We start from the raw sequence: 20,836 nt of genomic DNA on the forward strand, positions 1-20,836 counted from the left end.
GGTGCCTTCTCAGTCCTCGGCCGCCTTGCGCGGCGGCAGCACCGGATCGCCCGCGTCCTCCTCGCCCGCCTGCAACTGCCGGCCGCGCTGCACCTCGGCGTTGATCTGGACGCCGAGCATCAGGGCGCTGTTGGACAGGTAGAGCCAGACCAGGAACGCGATGGCCGCGCCCAGGCTGCCGTAGGTCGTCTTGTAGGTGGCGAAGTTCGCGACGTAGAAGCCGAAACCGAAGGACACCACCGCCCAGGAGAACAGGGCCACCGCGCCGCCGGGGGTGAGCCAGCGAAAGCGCGGTTGGCGCACGTTCGGGGCGATCCAGAACAGCAGGGACAGCAGCACCATCATCACCAGGGCGAGCACCGGCCACTTCGCGACGCTCCACACCGTCCGTGCCAGACCACCGGCGTTGATCAAGTCGCCGACCGCGTCGGTGACCGGGCCGCTGACGATCAGGGCGAGGGCGACCACCGCGAGCAGCACCAGCGTCACGGCGGCCAGGCCGATCTGCAACGGCCGCAGCTTCCAGACCGGTCTGCCCTCGGTCACCCCGTAGATGGCGTTGGAGGCGCGGGTGAACGCGCCGATGAAGCCCGAGGCGGACCACAGCGCGCCGAGCAGGCCGAAGCTCAGCAGCACCTTGGCGTTGCTCTGCTGGACCACCACCGAGCGGATCACCCCGACCACGCCGCCGTCGTCGTCGGCCACCACCGAACCGGCGCCCACCTGCTTGGCCAGCTCGACGACCGTGTCGAGGGTCCGCTCGCCCGACGAGACGAGGCCGACGAGAGCCACCACCACGATGGCGGACGGAAAGAGCGCCAGCACCCCGTAGTAGGTGAGCGCGGCGGCCCAGTCCGAGCAGTTGTCGTTGACGAAGTTCTGCACGCTGCGGACCAGCACCCCGCGCCACGTACGCCAGCTCAACTGCCGGATCCGGCGGGGGAATCGCGTGCCGGCGAGCGTCGTAGAGGGGTCCGTGGTCGTCATGCCCGCTCCCTGTGCCCCGGCCACCGGATGACCGGTCGTCCGGTCTGGCCTGGACCGGCCGGTACCCAGAGCGGGAAATCGACAAACCCGCTCGGCCGCCCCGGGGTTTGCCGCCGTGCTCGTTGGGAAGACTGACAGTCACTCTGTCTATGCGGAGGAGGACGAGATGCCCGGGCGCGAGGACATGCCCAGCACGCTGCGACGCTCCCCGGACAAGGCGCAGCGCACCTGGGAGAAGACGCACGACTCGGCGGTGGAGACCTACGGCGAGGGCGAGCGGTCGCACCGTACCGCCTTCGCGGCGGTGAAGCACCAGTTCGAGAAGGTGGGCGACCACTGGGAGCCCAAGGGCCGTAAGGGCCCGAGCGACCGCCAGGCCGCCGGCGGTGGCCCCGAGCGGCGCGCCCCCACCGCCGGTGGGGTGGACGCCAACGCCAGCAAGGACCACCTGATGTCGGTGGCCCGCAAGCTGGACGTACCGGGCCGGTCGAGCATGACCAAGTCGGAGTTGGTCACGGCCATCGAGAAGGCCAACGACCGGGCGACCCGCAAGGCTCGCGGCGACTGACCCACGGGCAGGCTCGGCACGGGGCGGACGCGCCACCCCTGCGTCCGCCCCGTGCCGCTCGCCGCTGAGCGCTCACCACTGGCCGCCGCCGGGCGCCTCGATGTGCACCGCCTTCATGGCCGTGAACTCGTCCAGCAACTCCGGGCCGTAGCCGAAGCCCTGACCGCTGGCCCGGCGCGGATGCGCGGCCCCGCCCGGCGCCCCGCCGAACACCGCGTTGACCTTCACGGTGCCGACCGGCAGCTCCCGCCAGGCCCGCTGCGCGTGGCTCATCGACCCGGTGAGCACCGTGGCCGCCAACCCGTACGGGGAGTCCGCCGCGCAGGTCAGCGCCTCGTCGAACGAGTCGACCACCACCACCGGGGCGACCGGTCCGAACGTCTCCTCGCGCACCAACGCCATGTCGTGCCGGCAGTCGGCGATCACGGTGGCCGGGTAGTACGCCCCGGGTCCCTCCGGCAGTTCCCCACCGGTGCGTACCCGCGCGCCGGCCGCCACCGCCGCCGTCACCTGTCCGTGCACGTGGTCCCGGTGCCGCCGGTCGACCAGCGGGCCCAACTCGGTGCCCGGGTCGCGCCCCGGCCCGACCCGCAACGCGTCGGCCCGGCGCACCAACGCCGCCACGAAATCGTCGGCCAGGTCGCGGTGCACGTAGATCCGCTCCACCGCGACGCAGATCTGCCCGGCGTTGGCGAACGCGCCGAGCGCGGCCTGCTGCGCCGCCCACTCGGGGTCGACACCCGCGTCGACGACGAGCGGGTCGCTGCCGCCGTTCTCCAGCAGCACCTTCGCGCCGGTGCCGGCAGCGGCGGCGGCGATCTTCCGTCCGGTCGCGGTGGAACCCACGTGCGCGATCACGTCCAGGTCCTGCGCGGCCAACGCCGCCCCGACCTCCGGGCCGCCGGTGAGCAGGGACAGCACGCCCGCCGGCAACGCCCCGTCCAGGGCCCGGGCCAGCAGCCAGCCCGTCGCGGGCGTCCGCTCGCTCGGCTTGTAGAGCACCACGTTGCCGGTGACCAGGGCCGCGCCGAGCAGCCCGCACGACACCGCCACCGGATCGTTCCAGGGGGTGATCGCGGCGACCACACCGCGCGGCTGCGGCGTCATGAAGTCCACCGCGTCGGTCGCGCCGTGCAACGTCCGCCCGCCGCGCAGCGGTGCGATCTCCGCGTACTGTCGCAGGGTGCCGATGCCCGCCTCTACGCCGCCGCGGGCGTCCGCGAGTGGCTTGCCCATCTCCGCGGTGACCGCCGCCGCCAGGTCGTCGGTGAGCGCCGCGACCGCGTCCGCGGCCCGGTGCAGCGCCGCCGCGCGCTCGGCCGGCGCGGTCGCCGCCCATTCGTCGGCCGCCTCGCGCGCCGCCTGGGCCGCCTTGCCGACCTCGTCGGCGGTGGCGACCGGCGCCGAGGTGACCGGTTCGCCGTCCGCCGGATCACGCACGACCAGCTCGCCGCCGGACCCGCCCGCGCCCCACACCCCGCCCACCAGCTGCGCAACCGTGTACATGCGGCGCTGGATGCCCGGGTCCCGGCGAGACAAACGCGTTTCGCCCGGTTGCGCGCCGGGTAGGCGGATCGGATGACTACCACCGGCGCGGAGAGCGCGGACGCCGTCGTCATCGGCGCCGGGCACAATGGCCTGGTCGCGGCGAACCTGCTGGCCGACGCCGGGTGGGACGTGGTCGTGCTGGAAGCGACCGCCGTACCCGGCGGCGCCGTCCAGTCGGCCGAGGTCACCGCGCCGGGCTATCTGAGTGACCTCTACAGCTCCTTCTACCCCCTCGGGTACGCCTCGCCGGTGCTCGACGGCCTCGACCTGGGCCGCCACGGGCTGTCCTGGCGACACGCCCCGGACGTGCTGGCGCACCTGCTGCCCGACGGCCGGGCCGCGGTGATCAACCGGGACCCGGACGCGACGGCCGCCTCGCTGGAACAGTTCGCCCCCGGCGACGGGAAGCGCTGGCTCACCGCGTACACGGACTGGCTCGAGGTGGCCGAGCCGATGCTGACCACGATCACCACGCCGTTCCCGCCGGTACGCGGCGGACTGGGTCTGCTGCGGCGGCTGCGGGTCGCGGGGGCGCTCCGGCTGGCCCGCCGACTCGTGGTGCCGGTCCGCAAACTGGGCGACGAGCTGTTCGACGGCGAGGGCGGGCCCGCGCTGCTCGCCGGCTGCGCCCTGCACACCGACCTGTCGCCCGAGGAGGCCGGTTCCGGCGTGTACGGCTGGCTGCTGGCCATGCTCGGCCAGCAGGTCGGCTGGCCGGTGCCCGACGGCGGCGCGGGGCGGATCACCAACGCGCTCGTGGACCGGCTCGCCGAACGCGGCGGCCGCATCCTGTACGGCGCGCGCGTCGACCGGGTGCTCACCGCGCGCGGCCGGGCGATGGGCGTCCGCACCGAGGGCGGCACCCTGTGGCGGGCCCGGCGGGCGGTCCTCGCCGACGTGCCGGCGCCGGCCCTCTACCTCGACCTCGTCGGTGCGGCGGTCCTGCCGTCGCGGCTGGTGGAGGACCTGGCGCACTTCCGGTGGGACGGCTCGACGCTGAAGGTGGACTGGGCGCTCTCCGCCGGTGTCCCGTGGACCAACCGGGCGATCGCCGGGGCCGGCACCGTGCACCTCGGCGCGGACCTCGACGGGCTGACCCGCTACGCCGGCGAGCTGGCCCGGGGTGAACTGCCCCGCGACCCGTTCCTGCTGGTGGGGCAGATGTCGGTGGCCGACCCCAGCCACTCGCCGCCGGGCACCGAGTCGCTCTGGTCGTACACCCACCTGCCGTTCCGGCGGAACTGGCGGGCCGAGGACATCGCCGGACACGTGGAGCGCATGGAGGACGTGCTCGAAGCGGCCGCCCCGGGCTTCCGGCAGCTCATCGTGGGCCGGCACGTGGCCGGGCCGGCCGACCTGGAGAAGGGCGACCCGAGCCTGGTCGGCGGCGCGCTGGGCGGGGGCACCGCCGCCGCGTACCAACAGTTGTTCCTGCGCCCGATCCCCGGCCTGGGCCGCGCGGACACCCCGGTGGACCGGCTCTTTCTGGCCAGCTCGTCGGCGCACCCGGGCGGTGGGGTGCACGGCGCGCCGGGCGCGAACGCGGCCCGCGCGGCCCTGGCCCGCGACCGCGTCCTAACGGGCGCGGCCTACGCGGCGGCCATCGCCGCGGCCCACCGGACCGTCTACCCGCCGAAATGAACCGTCGACCGAGAGGTTCGCGCCGCGAACCCCTCGGTCGACGAGGTGGGCTCAGGAGGTGATGTTGCGGTGCTTGCTGCGCAGGCGGAACGGCATCAGCGCGCTCTCGACCTTGGTCGCGGTGGTCATCTTGGAGACGCCGTCACGCCGCTCCTCGAAGCGGATCGGGACCTCCAGGATCGTGTGCCCCAGCTTGGTGGCCAGGTAGTGCATCTCCACCTGGAAGCTGTAGCCGTTGGACTGCACCCGGTGCAGGCCGATGTCCTTCAGCGCGTCGGCTCGCCAGATCTTGAAGCCGGCGGTCAGGTCGCGGATGCGCACCCGCAGCAGCGTGTGCACGTACAGGTTCGCCCAGCCGCTCAGCGCCCGGCGGTACAGCGGCCAGTTCTCGTCCAGCTCGCCGCCCGGCACGTACCGGGAACCGATCACCACGCCCGCCTGGGTGGAGAGCAGCGCGCCCAGCATCCCCGGCAGCGCCTCCGGCGGGTGCGACAGGTCGGCGTCCATCTGCGCCACGAACTCGGCCCCGCCCTCGAGCGCCCGGGTCATCCCGTCGACGTACGCCCGACCCAGGCCCTCCTTGCCGGCCCGGTGCATCACCTCGATCCGCTCCGGGTACTCGATGGCCAGCTTGTCGGCCACCTCGCCGGTGCCGTCGGGGGAGTTGTCGTCGGCGACGAGGATGCGCAGCCCCGGCAGCGGCAGCGCGAGCAGCCGCTCGACCAGCGCCGGCAGGTTGCCCGCCTCGTTGTAGGTGGGCACGACGACTGTCAGGTGTACGTCTCGCCACGGCGACGGCAGCTGGACGGGCTCGATCATGTCGGACATCCTCGGTTTGCGGACACGGCTACCCCAGAGGGTAGCCAGTTGCCCGACCCGGATTGAAAAGGCTCCCCGTGGGCCGGGCCGCCCGCAGGTGACGGCGCGCTCAGCGTAGGCGGCGGACCACCTCCCGCGTCACTGCGGGCCCTTCTGCCGGGTGGCGATGTCGGAGAGCCGGGCCAACGTCTCCCGGTTGCGCAGGTGCAGCACGAGGTCGTTGGCCTTGTTCCGGACCCAGCGCAGCGGACCGGCCGCGAAGTCCTCACCGATCCGCACGCGGGTGGCGCCCCCGTCGACCGGTTCCAGGGTGAACGCCACGATCGCCTCTCCGGCCGGCCACAGCCCGGCCCGCAGCACCAGCCGGTGCGGCGGCTCGCAGACCAGCACCGTCGAGGCGTCCTGCAGGGAGAACGGCCACGGGCCGGCCCGGTGGTGCAGTTGGCTGCCCACCCGGGGCCAGGCCTCGTCCACGTTGCGCACGTGCGCCGTACCGACCACCCAGTCGCTGTACGTCCACCCGTCGGCCAGCACGTCGAACACCTGCTGCGGGGGAGCGTCGATCACTTTCTCCACTATCGCCACTGGACTCCCATACCCGGGTGGCGACGGAGGCTAACGGGCCGGCGGGTTAGCTTCTTCGCAGCGGCGGGTAAGGCCGACGTGGGGCACCGCCGGTGGCGCGGCCCACGGCGCCGCCGACGACGTTTACTCCTTCGGGCGCCGGGAACCCGCCGGCTGTGCGACAGGACCAGGAGGATCCGTATCAGCGCAGGTCAGCCCGGGTGTACGCCGGTTCTGGCCGGGCTGGTCGCGGGCCTGCCGCCCCGCACGGCGGCGTCTTGTACGACGCGGTCCTGCTCGACCGCGACGGCACCCTGATCGAGGACGTGCCGTACAACGGCGACCCGGAGAAGGTACGCCCGCTGCCCGGGGTCCGCGCGGCGCTGGACCGACTGCGGGCCGCCGGTCTGCGCCTCGCGGTGGTGACCAACCAGTCCGGCCTGGCCCGGGGCTACTTCGACGAGGAGCAGATGCGGGCGGTGCACGCCCGCGTCGAGGAGCTGCTGGGCGGCTTCGACGCCTGGCTGGTCTGTCCGCACGACGACGTCGACGGCTGCGACTGCCGCAAACCGTCGCCCGGCCTGGTGCACGCCGCCGCCCGGGAGTTGGGCACGAGCGCCTCGCGCTGCGTGCTGGTCGGCGACATCGGGCGTGACGTGGGCGCGGCGCTGGCCGCCGGTGCGGCCGGGGTGCTGGTGCCCACGCCGGTGACCCGTCCGGAGGAGATCGCCGCCGCCGGCTGGGTGGCGACGGACCTGCCCGCCGCGGTCGACGAGATCCTGCGCCGCCAGCGGGCCGTGCAGCCCGCGCGAACCACCGACGGTGTGGGCACCGCGCTGGTGGTGCGCTCGGACTCGGCCGGGGACGTGCTCGTCACCGGGCCGGCGATCCGGGCCGTCGCGGCCGGCGCGCGACGGGTGGTGCTGCTCTGCGGACCACGCGGGCGTGCCGCCGCCGAGCTGCTGCCCGGCGTCGACGAGATCATCGAGCACCCGCTGCCGTGGATCGACCCCGCGCCGACGCCCGTCGAGGAGGCCGACATGCGGCGGCTGACCGCCCGCCTCGCCGCCGTCGGCGCGGACGAGGCGGTCGTGTTCACCTCGTTCCACCAGTCCGCCCTGCCGCTGGCGTTGCTGCTGCGGATGGCCGGGATCACCCGGATCGCCGCGATCAGCGACGACTATCCGGGCGCGCTGGTGGACATCCGCCACCGGGTGCCGGTGGGCGTCCCCGAACCCGAGCGGGCGCTCTCCCTCGCCGCCGCGGCCGGTCACCGGTTGCCGGCCGGCGACGAACCCGTGCTGCGGCTCCGCGACGACGTCGTGGCGTCCCGCCCGGCCGCCGTCGGTGATCCCGGCTACGTGGTGCTGCACCCGGGCTCGGCCGCGTCGAGCCGGGCCTGCCCGACCGAGCTGGCCGCCGGCATCGCCGGGGCGCTCAGCGCGGCCGGGCATCGCGTGCTGGTCACCGGCGGGCCCGACGAGCGGACCGTGACCGCTCGGGTCGCGGCGGCGGGCGGCACCGACCTGGGCGGTACGACCGACCTCGCCGGGCTGGCCGCGCTCGTTGCCGACGCCGCTGCCGTGGTGGTCGGCAACACCGGGCCCGCGCACCTGGCCGCCGCGGCGGGCGTACCGGTGGTGAGCCTGTTCGCGCCGACCGTCCCCTTCGGGCAGTGGGGTCCCTACCGGGTGCCCACCGTCCGGCTCGGCGACGCGGGCGCGCCCTGCCGTGACACCCGGGCGGCGAGCTGCCCGGTGCCCGGGCACCCGTGCCTGAGCGGCGTCGACCCGGCCGAGGTGGTGGAGGCGGTACGGACACTGACCGCCAGCGGTGGTGGCGTCCGATGAACATCCTGCTCTGGCACGTGCACGGCTCCTGGACGACGTCCTTCGTGCACGGCGGTCACCGCTACCTGATCCCCACCACGCCCGACCGGGGTCCGTACGGCCTCGGCCGGGCGCGCACGTACCCGTGGCCGGACAGCGCCGTCGAGGTGACCCCCGACGATCTGCCGGGCGCCGACGTCGACGTGGTCGTCCTGCAACGTCCCGAGGAGATCGACCTGGCCGAGCAGTGGCTGGGCCGGCGTCCGGGTCGCGACCTGCCCGCCATCTACGTCGAGCACAACACGCCCAAGGGCGACGTCCCGAACACCCGGCACCCGATGGCCGACCGTGACGACCTGCTCGTCGCCCACGTCACCGGTTTCAACCAGATCTTCTGGGACACCGGCGCGACCCGCACCAGCGTCGTCGACCACGGCATCGTCGCGCCGGCCGTGTCGTACACGGGTGAACTGGACCGGCTCGCCGTCGTGATCAACGAGCCGGTGCGGCGGGGCCGGGTCACCGGCACCGACCTGCTGCCCCAGTTCGCCGAGATCGCGCCCCTGGACGTGTTCGGCATGGGCGTCGCGGGCCTCGCCGACCACCTCGGACTGCCCGCCGACCGGCTCACCAGCCACGACGACGTCCCGCAGGACCGGATGCACGCCGAGCTGGCCCGTCGGCGGGCGTACCTGCACCTGTGCCGCTGGACCAGCCTCGGGCTCAGCCTCATCGAGGCGATGGCGATCGGCATGCCGGTCGTCGCGCTCGCCACCACCGAGGCGGTCACCGCCGTGCCCCCCGGGGCGGGGGCCCTCGCCACCCGGATGGACGTCCTGCTCGACGCCGCCCGCCGGTTCATCGCCGAGCCGGCGGCCGCACGCCAGGCCGGCGTGGCGGCCCAGGCCGCCGCGCGCGACAGATACGGCCTCGACCGTTTCCTCGCTGACTGGGACCGGCTGCTGGAGGAGGAAGTATGCGGATCGCGATGATCTCGGAGCACGCCAGCCCGCTCGCCATCCTCGGAGGGGAGGACGCCGGCGGCCAGAACACGCACGTGGCCGAGTTGTCCGCCGCGCTCGTCGCCGCCGGGCACGACGTGCGGGTCTACACCCGCCGCGACGCCCTCGACCTGCCGGTGACCGTCCGCGCCCCGGACGGGTACGACGTGGTGCACGTGCCCGCCGGTCCGGCCGAGCCGGTCGCGAAGGACGCGCTGCTGCCGCACATGCGCGAGTTCAGCCAGTGGCTCGTCGAGCGGTGGCGGGGCGGGGACTGGACGCCCGAGGTGATCCACGCGCACTTCTGGATGAGTGGCCTCGCCGCGCTGACCGCCGGCCGGCAGACCGGCGTGCCGGTGGTGCAGACGTACCACGCGCTGGGCACGGTCAAGCGCCGCCACCAGGGCGTGCAGGACACCAGCCCGGCCCGGCGCATCGCCTACGAACGGGAGCTGGGCCGCTCGGTGGACCGGGTGGTCGCCCAGTGCCGCGACGAGGTCGGCGAACTGGTCCGGATGGGGGTGCCCCGGTCACGCATGACGGTCGTGCCCTCCGGCGTCAACCTCGCCTCGTTCGCCCCGCTCGGGCCGGCCGCCGACCGGGAGCCGGGCCGCGCCCGCATCCTCACCGTGGGCCGGCTGGTCGAGCGCAAGGGCTTCCAGACGGTCGTGCGCGCGATGGCGCTGGTGCCCGACGCGGAGTGCGTCGTGGTCGGCGGGCCGCCCGAAGGGCTGCTGGAAACCGACCCGTACGCCCGGCGGTTGCGGGCCCTCGCCGAGTCGTGCGGGGTCGCCGACCGGGTGCACCTGGTCGGCGCGGTGCCCCGCGAGGAGATGGGCCGCTGGTACCGCTCGGCGGACCTGCTGGTCGCCGCCCCCTGGTACGAGCCGTTCGGGCTGACCCCGCTGGAGGCGATGGCGTGCGGCGTGCCGGTCGTCGGCACCGCCGTGGGCGGCATCCGCGACACCGTCGTCGACGGTACGACCGGTGACCTCGTGCCGGCCCGCGACCCCAACGCCCTCGCCGCCGCGATCCGAGGACTGCTCGACGACCGGATCCGCCGCTTCCGGTACGCCACGGCGGCCCGCGAGCGGGCCCGGTCGCGCTACTCGTGGGAGGCCACCGCCGAACGCCTCGCCGAGGTCTACAACGAGGTCGCCACCGTCCGCCGGCCGACCCGGGTGGTGGCCTGATGCCGGCGGTCAGCCCGCTCGATACGCACCTGACCAACCTCGCCGCGGCACTGGGCCCGTACCGCCGGTGTGAACCGCAGTTGGCGCGCTGGGGCGCGCACCTGGCCCACCGGCTGGCCGGCGGCGGACGACTGCTCGTGGCCGGCAACGGCGGCAGCGCCGCCGAGGCCCAGCACCTCACCGCCGAACTGGTCGGCAAGCTGCACGACGACCGTCAGCCGCTGTCGGCGATCGCCCTGCACGCCGAGACCAGCGCGGTGACGGCCATCGCCAACGACTACGGCTACGCCGACGTCTACGCCCGTCAGGTCCGCGCCCACGGCCGACCCGGCGACGTGCTGCTGCTGCTCAGCACCAGCGGCGTCAGCGGCAATCTGCTCAGCGCCGCGCACGCCGCGCGCGACGCCGGGCTCACCTCCTGGGCGCTCACCGGACCCGCCCCCAACCCCCTCGCGGACGCCTGCGACGAGGTGCTCGCCGTGTCGTCGACCGACACCCAGGTCGTCCAGGAGCTGCATCTCGTCACCAGCCACCTGATCTGCGAGTACCTCGAGAAGGAGTTGCCCGCGGCGCTGGCCGCCGCCGAGCCGGCGACGGCCCGTCGACTCGCCTCCGGGCCGGTACGCACCGGGGTCGAGGTGGTGCTCGACGGCCCGACCGCACAGCAGATCGACGCGTGAGCATGAGGAGGTAGGCGTGAGGGGACCCGTGGTGGTCGTCGGGGACACCCTGCTCGACCGGGACGTGGAGGGGGTGGTGAACCGCCTCTGCCCGGACTCCCCGGTGCCGGTGCTCGACGAGACCTCGGCCGTCGACCGGCCCGGCGGCGCGGGCCTCGCGGCGGTCTTCGCCGCCGCGCAGGGCGCCGACGTGGTGCTGGTCACCGCGCTCGCCGACGACGCCGGGGGCGCACGGCTCAGCGCGCTGCTCGCCGCCGCCGGCGTGCGGGTGTACCCGCTGGCCCTCGCCGGCGCGACGCCGGAGAAGATCCGGCTACGGGCCCGGGGCCGGGTGCTGCTGCGCCACGACCGGGGTGGCCCCTCCGGTGAGCCGGGTCAGCCCTCCGACGAGGTGCTGCGGGTGCTCGCCGCCGCGTCGGCGGTGCTGGTCAGCGACTACGGCCGGGGCGTCGCCCGGCAGCCCGCGCTGCGCGCCGCGCTGGCCGCGACCCGCGCGCCGGTCGTCTGGGACCCGCACCCGCGCGGGCCGGCGGCGGTGCCCGGCGTGCACCTGGCCACCCCGAACGAGTCGGAGGTGCGCGAACTGGTCCCGACGCTGCCCGGGGCGTCCCGGATCGCCACCGCCTCCCAGGGCGCGCAGGGCCTGCGTCGACGGTGGCGGGCGGGCGCGGTCGCGGTGACGTTGGGCGGGGACGGCGCGTTGCTCTGCCACGCCGGGTCGACGCCGCTGGTGGTGCCCACGTCGGGCAGCGCCGAGGGCGACACCTGCGGGGCGGGCGACCGGTTCGCCGCCGCCGCGAGCCTCGCGCTGGCCCAGGGCGCGCTCGTCTCCGAGGCGGTGCAGGCGGCCGTCGCCGAGGCCTCCGCGTACGTTGCGGGTGGAGGAGTGGCCACGGCCCTGCCACCCCCGGTCGACGTGGTGAACGTGCGCGGTGGCCGCCAGAGCGGCGTCGGCGCCGAGCGGGTGGGTGTCGCGGCGGTCGCCGCGCTCCTCGCCGAGGTACGGGGCGCGGGCGGCACGGTGGTGGCCACCGGAGGCTGCTTCGACCTGTTGCACGCCGGGCACCTGGCGACCCTTCAGGCCGCCCGGCAGCTCGGCGACTGCCTGATCGTCTGCGTGAACTCCGACGCCAGCGTCGCCGGGCTGAAGGGACCGCAGCGGCCCGTCCTGCCCGAGGGCGACCGCGCCCGGCTGCTGGCCGCCCTGAGCTGCGTCGACGCCGTCCTCGTCTTCGACGAGCCGACGCCCGAGGCGGTGCTGTCCTGGGTGCGTCCGGACGTCTGGGTCAAGGGCGGCGACTACGCGAGCGGCATCGGCGACGCGGCCCCGCTGCCCGAGGCGGACGTGCTGCGCCGGTGGGGCGGGAACACGGTGGTGGTGCCGTACCTGGACGGCCGCTCCACCAGCGACCTCATCGCGCGTGCCGCCGCCGGGCCGGCCCTCGGCACGGACGGCGGGCCACCACAGCCGGTCGGCGTCGCGGTCGGGGTCACGACCGCAGGGGAGCGGACCCGATGACCGCCACGAGGCCCGACGCCGGACCCGCTGTCCTGGTCACCGGCGGTTCCAGCGGGCTCGGCGCGGCGGTGGTCGCGGCGGTGGCCGCCTCCGGTGGCCGTCCACTCGTGCTGGACCGGCAGCCGCCGGTCGACGGCGTGGACTGGACCGAGTGCGACCTCGCCGACACCCGTGCCGCCGAGGTGGCCACCCGGCACCTCGCCGAGCAGGCCGGTGGCCTGGACGCGGTGGTGACGGCCGCCGGTATGGACGTGCCGGGCAAGCTCGCCGAGGTGCCGGGGGAGACGTGGGACCGGATCGTGATGGTGGACCTGCTGGCCACGGCCGCGGTGATCCGGGCCGCGCTGCCGTTCCTGCAGACCTCCGCCGGGCGCATCGTCACGGTCGCCTCGACCCTGGGCGTCAAGGCGGTCAGCGACGCCACCGCGTACTGCGCGGCGAAGTTCGGCGTCGTCGGGTTCACCCGGGCGCTCGCCGCCGAGCTGGCCGGTCAGGTCGGGGTCACCCTGCTCATTCCCGGCGGCATGCGCACCGCGTTCTTCGACGAACGCGATCCGCAGTACAAGCCGGGCCCGGACGCCATCCTCAACGACCCCGTCGACACGGCCGCGGCGATCATGTTCGCGCTCCGACAGCCGCCCGGCTGTGCGGTGCGGGAGATGGTGGTGTGCGCCGAGCAGGAGACGTCGTACCCGTGATCCTCGTGCTGCGCGCCCTCGGCGTCGGCGACCTGGTCACCGCGGTGCCCGCGCTGCGGGCGCTGCGGGCCGCGTACCCGGATCACGAGCTGGCGCTCGCCGCGCCCGGCGGCCTGGCCCCGCTGGTCGACCTGGTCGGCGTCGTGGACGAGCTGGTGGACACCACCGGGCTGGACGGGCCGCTGCGGCCGGGCCGTGCGCCGGAGGTCGCGGTGAACCTGCACGGGCGCGGGCCGCAGTCCCACCGACTGCTGGCCGCCGCCCGTCCCGGACGGCTCGTCGCCTTCGCCAACGCCGATGCCGGATTCGGCGACGGCCCGCGCTGGCGCGACGACGAGCACGAGGTGGACCGTTGGTGCCGGCTGCTCTCCTGGTACGACATTCCGACCGACCGCCGGGACCTGGGCCTGCGCCGGCCAGCGGTGGCCGGCCTGCCGGTCGGCGCGACCCTGCTGCATCCGGGCAGCAACGTCCCGGCGAAGCGGTGGCCGGCCGAGCGGTTCGCGGCGTTGGCACGGGCGCTGCGGGAGCGGGGGCACCGGGTGCTGGTCACCGGCTCGGCCGACGAACGGGGGTTGGCCGAGCGGGTGGCCGAGGCGGCCGGTCTGTCGCCGTCCGCTGTGCTGGCGGGCCGGACCGACCTCGGCGCGCTGGCCGCGCTGGTCGCCGACGCGCGGCTGGTGGTCAGCGGGGACACCGGTGTGGCGCACCTGGCCACCGCCTACGGGACCGCCTCGGTGGTGCTGTTCGGGCCGGTGCCCCCGGCGGCGTGGGGGCCGCCGCCGGACCGGCCCCGGCACCGGGCGCTCTGGATCGGCGAGGGGGATTGGCCCAGGTGGGACGGGGTAGGAAGCCATCCGACATTGACGGCCCTGCGCCTGCACGAGGTGCTGGCCGCCGTGGACGAGGTGGAGAGGGTGGTGCGGGTCTCCGGTGCGGTTACGGCGTAGCGACCCGGCTCGGCCCGGCTTCGGGCGACGTCGACGCGGTAAGGGCTGGACCTTCGTCGATCCGAACGGTGCTGTCGTTCGCGATCCGGCCACCCGGGCGCGGCTGAACGACCTCGTGATTCCGCCGGCCTGGCAGGACGTGTGGATCGCGCCGTACGCGAACGGACACATCCAGGCCACCGGCGTCGACGCGGCCGGACGCAAGCAGTACCTGTACCACCCGGTGTGGCGGGAGAAGCAGGACGCGGCGAAGTTCGACCGCATGCTGGAGGTGGCCCGACGGCTGCCGACGTTGCGCGAGCGGGTGGGGCAGGACCTCGTCGGGCGGGGACTGCGTCGCGACCGGGTGCTGGCCACCGTGGCCCGCCTGCTCGACATGGGCATGTTCCGGGTCGGCAGCGACCAGTACGCGGCCGGCGACGATCCGACGTTCGGGGTGTCGACCCTGCGCCCCGAGCACGCGCGACGCCGGGGCGACTGCGTGGTCTTCGAGTTCCCGGCCAAGGGCGGCATCGAGCAGGTGCGCCGGATCGAGGACCCGCAGCTGTGCGAGGTGCTGGTCAACCTGCGTCGGCGTCGTCGCGGGGCGGACCGGCTGTTCGGCTACTGGGACGGCCGGGAATGGCGGGACGTGCGCAGTGACGAGGTCAACGGCTACCTGCGTGACGCCAGCGGCGGCGAGATGACCGCCAAGGACTTCCGCACCTGGCACGCCACCGTGCGTGCGGCGGCGGAGTTGGCCGCCGCCGACCCGGCCCGCTCGGTCACCGCCCGGCGCAGGGCGGTGGCGGCGGTGATGCGTGCGGTGGCGGAGTTGCTGGGCAACACCCCGACCGTGGCGCGCACGTCCTACGTGGACCCGAGGGTCGTCGACCTCTACCACGACGGGGTGGTGGTGCCGGTCGACCCGGGCGCCCCCCGCGAGGAGATCGAGCGGGTCGTGTTGGAGTTGCTGGAGAAGGCCTGACCGGCCCCGCCGACGATCCTGGGGGGGAAGCGACGGGGCCGGAGCCTCGGCCGGGGGCGACACCGGGCGGCCGCCCGCCGCGTGCCACGGCGGGCGCCTCGCCACGGCCCCCGTTCGCGGTCGACGCGGGCCCGGGGGTACGCGGGCGCCGCCTCTGCCGCGTCGGTTGTCAGTCTGCCTGGCCCGAGTTGACTCTGGACGCCAGGTCGTTGACGTGCCGTGCCGTAACCGGGTCGCCGTCGCGGTACGCCTGCGGGCTCAACCCGTACGCCGCCCGGAATGCCCGACTGAAGTGGGCCTTGTCGGCGAATCCCCAGCGCGCCGCGACGACCTGCACGGGCTGGGCCCGCAGCGCCGGGTCGGTCAGGTCGCGCCGGCACCGGGCCAGCCGAAGCTCGCGGATGTACGCCGCCACGGTGGTGTTCTCGGCCTCGAACAGGCGGTGCAGCGTCCGCAGCGAGATGTGATGGGCGTCCGCGATGGTCTGCGGGCCGAGCGTGGCGTCGCCCAGGTGCCGGTGGACGTACGCCTGCACCTGGGTGACCAGGGCGCGGCGGCGGACCTCGGTCGGCACCGCGTCCTCGGCGACCAGGTTCCGGCCGAGCAGGGTGGTGGCCAGGTCGAGCCCCACCGTGCCGAGCCGGCCGGCGTCGGCGGCGTGGTACTGCTCGGGGTGCCCGGTCACCTGGATCAGGAACTGCGCCAGCAGCGCCCCGAGCCCTTCGCTGCCGGACATCCGTCCGCCGTAGAGCGCGGCCATCCGCTTCGGCGGCAGCGGGAGCGCGGAGTGCGGGATCACCGTCGTGATCGAGGTGGCCCGGGTCCGTCCCGGCTCGCTCGCGTAGTGGCAGACGTCGTGCGGGCGCGAGGCGTCGTAGAAGGTGAACTCGCCGGCGAGGATCTCGCTGCGCCGACCGTCCTGGCTGGACGTGCCGATCCCGCTGGTGGTGAAGGCGAGGATGTACAGCTCCGGGTCCGACTCCCGGATCAGCTTGCGGGTGCAGTCGAGTGAGGGGTACTGGTACCGGGCCAGCTGGATCGCGCCGAGGTCGGTGAATTCGGCCTGGGCGGCGAAGTCGGCGGTGTGCGGGGACTCGACCCGCAACGGCACGGACGTGCGCGCCACCAGGTCCAGCCACATTCCGAACCGCTCGGCGGGCGGCAGGACGGTGGTGTCGATGGTGTTCCGCAACAGCATCCGCGCCCCTCACACCGTCCGGCGGGCGATCAGGGCCTCGACGCCGTCGAGGATCCGGTCCAGGCCGAACGTGAACTCGTCGTCCGGTCCATCGTCCTGGTCGAGGACCCCGGCGTCGAGCACCCGCGTCAGGCCTGGAAAGCGGACCGGGTCGATCAGTCGCGCCAACATCGCGCCGTACGCCGGCATCATCTCGCCCGGCTCGACACCGGCGGCCCGACTGCCCTCGGCGATCTGGTTGGTGAGCATCGCCTCGTTGCGCACGTAGCCGGTGATCAGCAGGAGGATGGACATCTTCGCGCTCTCGGGCAGCGGGGTGCCGTCGAGGCAACCCAGCCCGTCCTCCAGCCAGCCGAGCTGCTGGGGGGTGGCGGGCGGCCCGGCGATCGGGATGTGCAGCAGCCAGGGACGCCGTCGCAGGACGTCGTGTTCGGCCCAGGCCCACCGGGTCAGGCCGGCACGCCAGTCGCCGTCCGGCGCGGCCGAGCCCGGGGCGGGGCCGTAGCCGACGTCCACCATGAGCGTCAGCAGGTCGTCCTTCGAGCCGACGTGGCGGTAGAGGGCCATGGTGGCGGCGCCCAACTCCTTGGCCACCCGGCTCATCGAGACGGCGGCCAGCCCGTCGGCGTCGGCGACCCGGACGGCCGCGTCGACGATGCCGGCCACGGTGAGACCCGGTCGAGGCCCCTTCGGTGCCCGCTCGCGCAGCCCCCAGGCGCTCTCGATGGCCGGCGGGAGCGCCGGGCCGCTGTCGTCTTTCGTCTCCGTCACTTTTCCTCCTTGCCCCGCCATCCTAGTTCTGCGTATGGTCTACGCATTAAAGCGTACGTCATACGCAGAAGGAGTTCCCATGACAGCGACGACCGCACCGGCACCCCGCGCGGGCCGGCGGGAGTGGATCGGATTCGCGGTGCTGATGCTGCCGCTGCTCCTCGTCTCGATGGACGTGTCGGTGCTCTACTTCGCCGTCCCGTTCATCAGCGAGGAGCTGCGGCCCACCGCCACCCAGCAACTCTGGATCTTCGACATCTACGGCTTCGTGCTGGCCGGGCTGCTGATCACCATGGGCGCCCTGGGCGACCGGATCGGCCGGCGTCGGCTCCTGCTGCTGGGCGCGACCGCCTTCGGGGCGGCGTCCCTGCTGGCCGCGTACGCCGACAGCGCCGCGACCCTGATCGCCGCGCGGGCCGTGCTCGGCGTCGGCGGGGCCACCCTGATGCCGTCCACGCTCGCCCTGGTGCGCAACATGTTCCACGACGCGAAGCAGCGGGGCACCGCGATCGGCATCTGGACCGCCACGCTCACCGGCGGTATCGCCATCGGCCCGGTGCTCAGCGGCGTCCTGCTGGAGCACTTCTGGTGGGGCTCCATCTTCCTGATCAACATTCCGGCGATGCTGTTGCTGCTCCTGCTCGCCCCGGTCCTGGTGCCCGAGTTCCGCAACCCGGCGCGCGGCCGGTTCGACCTGGTCAGCGCGGCGCTGTCGCTCGGCACGCTGTTGCCGGTGATCTACGGCGTCAAGGAGATGGCCCGCGCCGGCGTCAGCCCGGTACGGGTGCTGGCCGTCGTCGCCGGCCTGCTGGTCGGGGCGCTCTTCCTGCACCGGCAGCGGACCCGGGCGTACCCGATGATCGACCTGGCGCTGTTCCGCCGGCACGGCTTCGCGGGATCGCTCGCGGTCAACCTGCTCGCGATGTTCGCCCTCGTCGGGTTCGCCATCTTCACCACCCAGCACCTCCAGTTGGTGCTCGGACTGAGTCCGCTGCGGGCGGCACTGTGGAGTCTCGTCCCGTCGCTCGCGGTCGGCGGCGTCGCCCCGGCCGCCGCCGCGCTCGCCCAGCGGGTCGAGCGGGCGTACCTTATCGGCGCCGGCTTCGCGATCGCCGTCGTCGGCTTCGCGGTACTGACCCGGGTCACGCCCGACACGCCGCTCTGGCTGCTGCTCGTCGGCGCGAGCGTGTACGCCGGCGGGCTGGTGATGGTGATGTCGCTCGTCACCGAGCTGGTGCTCGGCGCGGCGCCCCCGGAGCAGGCCGGTGTCGCCTCCGCGCTGACCGAGTCCAGCAGCGAGCTGGGCGGCGCGCTGGGCATGGCCATCCTGGGCAGTGTGGGGGCCGCGATCTACCGCCGCGAGGTCCTCGACGAGCTGCCGGCCGGACTGCCGACGGGCGCGCGCGACGCGGCCGGCGAGACCCTGGGTGGCGCGCTCGCCGTGGCCCGGGGACTACCGGCCCAGGTCGGCGACGCGGTGCTGCACGCGGCCCGGTTCGCCTTCACCGACGGGCTGCACCTCGCCGCCATCGCCGCCATGGTGGCGATGGCGCTCGGCGCGGTGACCGCGCTGCTGACGCTGCGCGGCGTCCGGCCGGCCGACCCCGCGGCACTGGCCGCCGAGCCGACCGGACCGTCACCGTCGGACGCCGTCGCGGTCAGTCGTTGAGCACGTGGGCGAGTCGGTCGCGGAACCGCCGCTCGGAGTCGCTGACCGACTCGCCACCGAGGCCCAGCAGACCACCGCTGGACGCCGCACCCACGACCTGGTCGGCGATGGTCACCAGCCAGTGCTTGTACGCGCCGGCCTCGCCCTCGTCCACCCGGGCGGCCAGCAACACGGCCGCCTCACGGGCCCGCACCAGCACGTCGTCGATGTACGCCTGCGGGTCGGCGGGCGCGATGACCGGCAGCTCCTCGCCGGCCTCGGGGTCGCCGACCCGGGTCACGATCTCGCCGGCCACGGCGGCGACCAGCGGGTTGGCCGACTCCCGGCCCGCACCGATGGACTCCAGACCGGCCGCGTTCTCCGCCATGGTCCGGCGGGTGCCGTCGGACTCGGCGGCGCTCGCCGCGGTCAGGACCGACTGCGGCAGGCCGACCAGCAGCCCCCACTCCTCGTCGGAGAAACCGAAACCGGTGTACGCCGGCTGCTCGATCACGGCAATGCCCCTTCCGCCCTGCTCTGTGTGGTCAATCGGTGCTGCTTCGTCGATCCACCGGGCCCGTGCGCTGCCCGGGTCAGGCTAGTCCAGGGTTAGCAGGCCCTGCTCGGACACCACGCGCACCGACAGGGTCTTGTACCCGACCTCGTCGAAGAGGACCGTCATCTTGTCGTCCTCGTAGCTGAGCACCAGGCCCCGCCCCCACTCGCCGTGCCGCACCTGGCTGTGCACCGGGAACGGACCGACCGCGCCCTCGTCGGCGGTGCTGGTGCCCCGGTGGCAGTTGTCGCAGTGCGCGCAGACCTCGGTCATCTGCTCACCGAAGTAGGCCAGCAAGGTCTGCCCCCGGCAGGCGGTGGTCTCGGCGAAGGCCCGCATCATGTCGGTACGCGAACGCGTCACCGCCTGCTGGCGTTCCGCCTCGGCCAGGGCCGCCGACGCCGCGTCGACGGGTGTGGGGGAGTAGCGCGGGGCCCCGATGCGCTGGCGCGCGCGGGGTTCCGCGGCACCCACCTGCTCCAGCAGCGACAGGTACTGACCCAGCTTGCGCGGCCCGAGGCCGGTGGTTTCCCGCAGCTCGGTCTTGGTGGCCGGCTTGCGGCGCAGCAGCGCGGCCAGGTCCCGCAACTCGTTCTCGTCCGGCAGGCCGCCGCTGAAGAACCGTTGCAGGCCCACGTCCTCGGCCCGCCAGAGCAGCAGCACCCGGGCCGGTTGCCCGTCCCGCCCGGCCCGGCCGATCTCCTGGAAGTAGCTGTCCGGCGAGTCGGGCAACGCCGTGTGCACCACCCAGGCGATGTTCGGCTTGTCGATGCCCATGCCGAACGCCGAGGTGGCGACCATGATGGGCACCTGGTCGGCGAGGAACGCCTCGTGCAGGTCGTTGCGTGCGCCGGCCGGCATCCCGCCGTGGTAGAACTGCGCCGGGAACCCCGCCTTGGTCAACTTCTCGGCCAACTCCTCGGCCGAGCGGCGGGTCGGCACGTAGATGATCCCCGGCCGCTCGTCGTCGCGCAGCAGGGCGATCAGTCGCCGCCAGCGATAGTCCTCGGTGGGGCAGTGCGCCACCTCCAGGAAGAGGTTGGGCCGGTCCAGCCCGGAGACCACCACCTCCGGGTCGCGCAGCCGCAGCCGGGCGATGATGTCGTCGCGTACGGGCGGGGACGCGGTGGCGGTCAGCGCGACCACCGGCGGTCGGCCGATGCCCTCGATGAGGTGACCCAGCGCCAGGTAGTCGGGCCGGAAGTCGTGCCCCCAGGCGGAGATGCAGTGCGCCTCGTCGATCGCCACCAACGCTGGCTTCAGCGCGGCGACCTCGGCCATCCGGTCCGGGTTGCTCAACTGCTCCGGCGTGATGAACAGGAACTCCGCCCGCCCGGCCTGGATCTCGGCGATCGCCTCCGCCTGCTGGGTGGCCGACTCGTTCGAGCTGATCCGTACCGCCCGCAGCTCGGGACGTTGCCGCTCGTTGAGCGCCGCGATCTGGTCCTGTTGGAGGGCCAGCAGCGGAGAGATCACCACCGTCGGGCCGGGGATCAGGCTGGCCGGGATCTGGTAGATCGCCGACTTGCCGGCGCCGGTGGGCAACACCACCAGGGCGTCGTGTCGCTTCATCACCGCGCGCATGGCGGCGAGCTGGTTGGGCCGGAGCGCTTTCCAGCCGAAGAGGCTCTTCGCGGCGCGGCGCAACGTCATCGAGTGCGTGGACAGTTTCATCGAGGGCCGGAGGTACCCGAGCCCA

The 20,836-nt window shown here is 74.3% G+C and carries 19 protein-coding genes; 11 read left to right on the top strand and 8 right to left on the bottom strand.

Going from position 1 to position 20,836, the window contains the following annotated elements:
* Positions 1-9: 9 nt before the first annotated feature.
* Entirely contained in the window at positions 10-987 is a 978-nt protein-coding gene (locus ACN269_RS30765) for a YihY/virulence factor BrkB family protein (RefSeq protein ID WP_421475735.1), read from the bottom strand.
* A 166-nt stretch (positions 988-1,153) separates the two neighbouring features.
* Between ACN269_RS30765 and ACN269_RS30770 the strand changes: the two genes are divergently transcribed.
* Positions 1,154-1,555, top strand: coding sequence for a ChaB family protein (locus tag ACN269_RS30770; RefSeq protein WP_421475737.1), 402 nt, complete (start codon positions 1,154-1,156; stop codon positions 1,553-1,555).
* Between the two features lie 72 nt (positions 1,556-1,627).
* Here the strand turns inward: ACN269_RS30770 and ACN269_RS30775 are convergent, their stop codons facing one another.
* Positions 1,628-3,061: an aldehyde dehydrogenase family protein gene (locus ACN269_RS30775; RefSeq protein ID WP_421475739.1), complete on the bottom strand. Its 1,434-nt coding sequence runs from the start codon at positions 3,059-3,061 to the stop codon at positions 1,628-1,630.
* 72 nt (positions 3,062-3,133) lie between these two features.
* On the opposite strand from ACN269_RS30775, the gene ACN269_RS30780 reads away from it, so the two are divergent.
* Positions 3,134-4,744: a phytoene desaturase family protein gene (locus ACN269_RS30780; protein ID WP_421475741.1), complete on the top strand. Its 1,611-nt coding sequence runs from the start codon at positions 3,134-3,136 to the stop codon at positions 4,742-4,744.
* 51 nt (positions 4,745-4,795) lie between these two features.
* Here the strand turns inward: ACN269_RS30780 and ACN269_RS30785 are convergent, their stop codons facing one another.
* Both ACN269_RS30785 and ACN269_RS30790 read right to left on the bottom strand, forming a co-directional pair.
* Positions 4,796-5,563 (bottom strand): polyprenol monophosphomannose synthase, encoded by a 768-nt coding sequence (locus ACN269_RS30785; RefSeq protein WP_396802498.1) that lies wholly within the window; start codon positions 5,561-5,563, stop codon positions 4,796-4,798.
* A 138-nt stretch (positions 5,564-5,701) separates the two neighbouring features.
* Positions 5,702-6,148 carry an SRPBCC family protein gene (locus ACN269_RS30790; protein ID WP_421475742.1) on the bottom strand — a complete coding sequence of 149 codons (447 nt, stop codon included), beginning with the start codon at positions 6,146-6,148 and terminating at the stop codon, positions 5,702-5,704.
* Positions 6,149-6,303: 155 nt separating this feature from the next.
* Between ACN269_RS30790 and ACN269_RS30795 the strand changes: the two genes are divergently transcribed.
* From ACN269_RS30795 to ACN269_RS30830, 8 genes are read left to right on the top strand one after another with little or no spacing between them, the layout of a single operon-like run.
* A complete protein-coding gene (locus ACN269_RS30795) occupies positions 6,304-7,977 on the top strand; it encodes an HAD-IIIA family hydrolase (RefSeq protein ID WP_421475744.1) in 1,674 nt (557 codons plus the stop codon).
* Positions 7,974-8,948 carry a glycosyltransferase gene (locus ACN269_RS30800; RefSeq protein ID WP_421475746.1) on the top strand — a complete coding sequence of 325 codons (975 nt, stop codon included), beginning with the start codon at positions 7,974-7,976 and terminating at the stop codon, positions 8,946-8,948. The genes ACN269_RS30795 and ACN269_RS30800 overlap by 4 nt, the downstream gene beginning before the upstream one ends.
* Positions 8,933-10,150, top strand: a complete 1,218-nt coding sequence (locus ACN269_RS30805) for a glycosyltransferase (RefSeq protein ID WP_421475748.1) — start codon at positions 8,933-8,935, stop codon at positions 10,148-10,150. Before ACN269_RS30800 ends, ACN269_RS30805 begins: the two co-directional genes overlap by 16 nt.
* The gene (locus ACN269_RS30810; protein ID WP_421476661.1) at positions 10,147-10,830 is read left to right on the top strand and encodes a D-sedoheptulose-7-phosphate isomerase; all 684 of its coding nucleotides are present in this window, start codon (positions 10,147-10,149) and stop codon (positions 10,828-10,830) included. The genes ACN269_RS30805 and ACN269_RS30810 overlap by 4 nt, the downstream gene beginning before the upstream one ends.
* A gap of 16 nt (positions 10,831-10,846) precedes the next feature.
* A complete protein-coding gene (locus tag ACN269_RS30815) occupies positions 10,847-12,349 on the top strand; it encodes a PfkB family carbohydrate kinase (RefSeq protein ID WP_421475749.1) in 1,503 nt (500 codons plus the stop codon).
* Entirely contained in the window at positions 12,346-13,047 is a 702-nt protein-coding gene (locus ACN269_RS30820; protein ID WP_421475751.1) for an SDR family oxidoreductase, read from the top strand. The genes ACN269_RS30815 and ACN269_RS30820 overlap by 4 nt, the downstream gene beginning before the upstream one ends.
* The gene (locus tag ACN269_RS30825; RefSeq protein ID WP_421476663.1) at positions 13,044-13,997 is read left to right on the top strand and encodes a glycosyltransferase family 9 protein; all 954 of its coding nucleotides are present in this window, start codon (positions 13,044-13,046) and stop codon (positions 13,995-13,997) included. Before ACN269_RS30820 ends, ACN269_RS30825 begins: the two co-directional genes overlap by 4 nt.
* Entirely contained in the window at positions 13,981-14,964 is a 984-nt protein-coding gene (locus ACN269_RS30830) for a DNA topoisomerase IB (protein ID WP_421475753.1), read from the top strand. The genes ACN269_RS30825 and ACN269_RS30830 overlap by 17 nt, the downstream gene beginning before the upstream one ends.
* A gap of 169 nt (positions 14,965-15,133) precedes the next feature.
* On the opposite strand, the gene ACN269_RS30835 is transcribed toward ACN269_RS30830, so the two are convergent.
* The gene (locus ACN269_RS30835; RefSeq protein ID WP_421475754.1) at positions 15,134-16,162 is read right to left on the bottom strand and encodes a helix-turn-helix domain-containing protein; all 1,029 of its coding nucleotides are present in this window, start codon (positions 16,160-16,162) and stop codon (positions 15,134-15,136) included.
* A gap of 9 nt (positions 16,163-16,171) precedes the next feature.
* Positions 16,172-16,933, bottom strand: coding sequence for a TetR/AcrR family transcriptional regulator (locus ACN269_RS30840; protein ID WP_421475756.1), 762 nt, complete (start codon positions 16,931-16,933; stop codon positions 16,172-16,174).
* Between the two features lie 79 nt (positions 16,934-17,012).
* On the opposite strand from ACN269_RS30840, the gene ACN269_RS30845 reads away from it, so the two are divergent.
* Complete coding sequence (locus tag ACN269_RS30845) at positions 17,013-18,602, top strand: MFS transporter (protein WP_421475757.1); 1,590 nt, start codon at positions 17,013-17,015, stop codon at positions 18,600-18,602.
* Here ACN269_RS30845 and ACN269_RS30850 read toward each other — a convergent pair.
* Entirely contained in the window at positions 18,592-19,095 is a 504-nt protein-coding gene (locus ACN269_RS30850; protein ID WP_421475758.1) for a hypothetical protein, read from the bottom strand. The genes ACN269_RS30845 and ACN269_RS30850 overlap by 11 nt on opposite strands.
* Before the next feature lie 84 nt (positions 19,096-19,179).
* On the bottom strand, positions 19,180-20,811 hold the full coding sequence (locus tag ACN269_RS30855) for a RecQ family ATP-dependent DNA helicase (protein WP_421475760.1): 1,632 nt from the start codon (positions 20,809-20,811) through the stop codon (positions 19,180-19,182).
* Positions 20,812-20,836: the final 25 nt, after the last annotated feature.

Source organism: Micromonospora sp. WMMD736, assembly GCF_049179015.1.
In the GTDB taxonomy this organism is placed as follows: domain Bacteria; phylum Actinomycetota; class Actinomycetes; order Mycobacteriales; family Micromonosporaceae; genus Micromonospora.

What these genes read in the sequence shown, in the direction of transcription:
- ACN269_RS30835 (WP_421475754.1), bottom strand. Translation starts at nt 16,162, where the DNA reads ATGCTGTTGCGGAACACCATCGACACCACCGTCCTGCCGCCCGCCGAG.
- ACN269_RS30785 (WP_396802498.1), bottom strand. Translation starts at nt 5,563, where the DNA reads ATGATCGAGCCCGTCCAGCTGCCGTCGCCGTGGCGAGACGTACACCTG.
- ACN269_RS30800 (WP_421475746.1), top strand. Translation starts at nt 7,974, where the DNA reads ATGAACATCCTGCTCTGGCACGTGCACGGCTCCTGGACGACGTCCTTC.
- ACN269_RS30820 (WP_421475751.1), top strand. Translation starts at nt 12,346, where the DNA reads ATGACCGCCACGAGGCCCGACGCCGGACCCGCTGTCCTGGTCACCGGC.
- ACN269_RS30770 (WP_421475737.1), top strand. Translation starts at nt 1,154, where the DNA reads ATGCCCGGGCGCGAGGACATGCCCAGCACGCTGCGACGCTCCCCGGAC.
- ACN269_RS30765 (WP_421475735.1), bottom strand. Translation starts at nt 987, where the DNA reads ATGACGACCACGGACCCCTCTACGACGCTCGCCGGCACGCGATTCCCC.
- ACN269_RS30805 (WP_421475748.1), top strand. Translation starts at nt 8,933, where the DNA reads ATGCGGATCGCGATGATCTCGGAGCACGCCAGCCCGCTCGCCATCCTC.
- ACN269_RS30780 (WP_421475741.1), top strand. Translation starts at nt 3,134, where the DNA reads ATGACTACCACCGGCGCGGAGAGCGCGGACGCCGTCGTCATCGGCGCC.
- ACN269_RS30845 (WP_421475757.1), top strand. Translation starts at nt 17,013, where the DNA reads ATGACAGCGACGACCGCACCGGCACCCCGCGCGGGCCGGCGGGAGTGG.
- ACN269_RS30855 (WP_421475760.1), bottom strand. Translation starts at nt 20,811, where the DNA reads ATGAAACTGTCCACGCACTCGATGACGTTGCGCCGCGCCGCGAAGAGC.
- ACN269_RS30775 (WP_421475739.1), bottom strand. Translation starts at nt 3,061, where the DNA reads ATGTACACGGTTGCGCAGCTGGTGGGCGGGGTGTGGGGCGCGGGCGGG.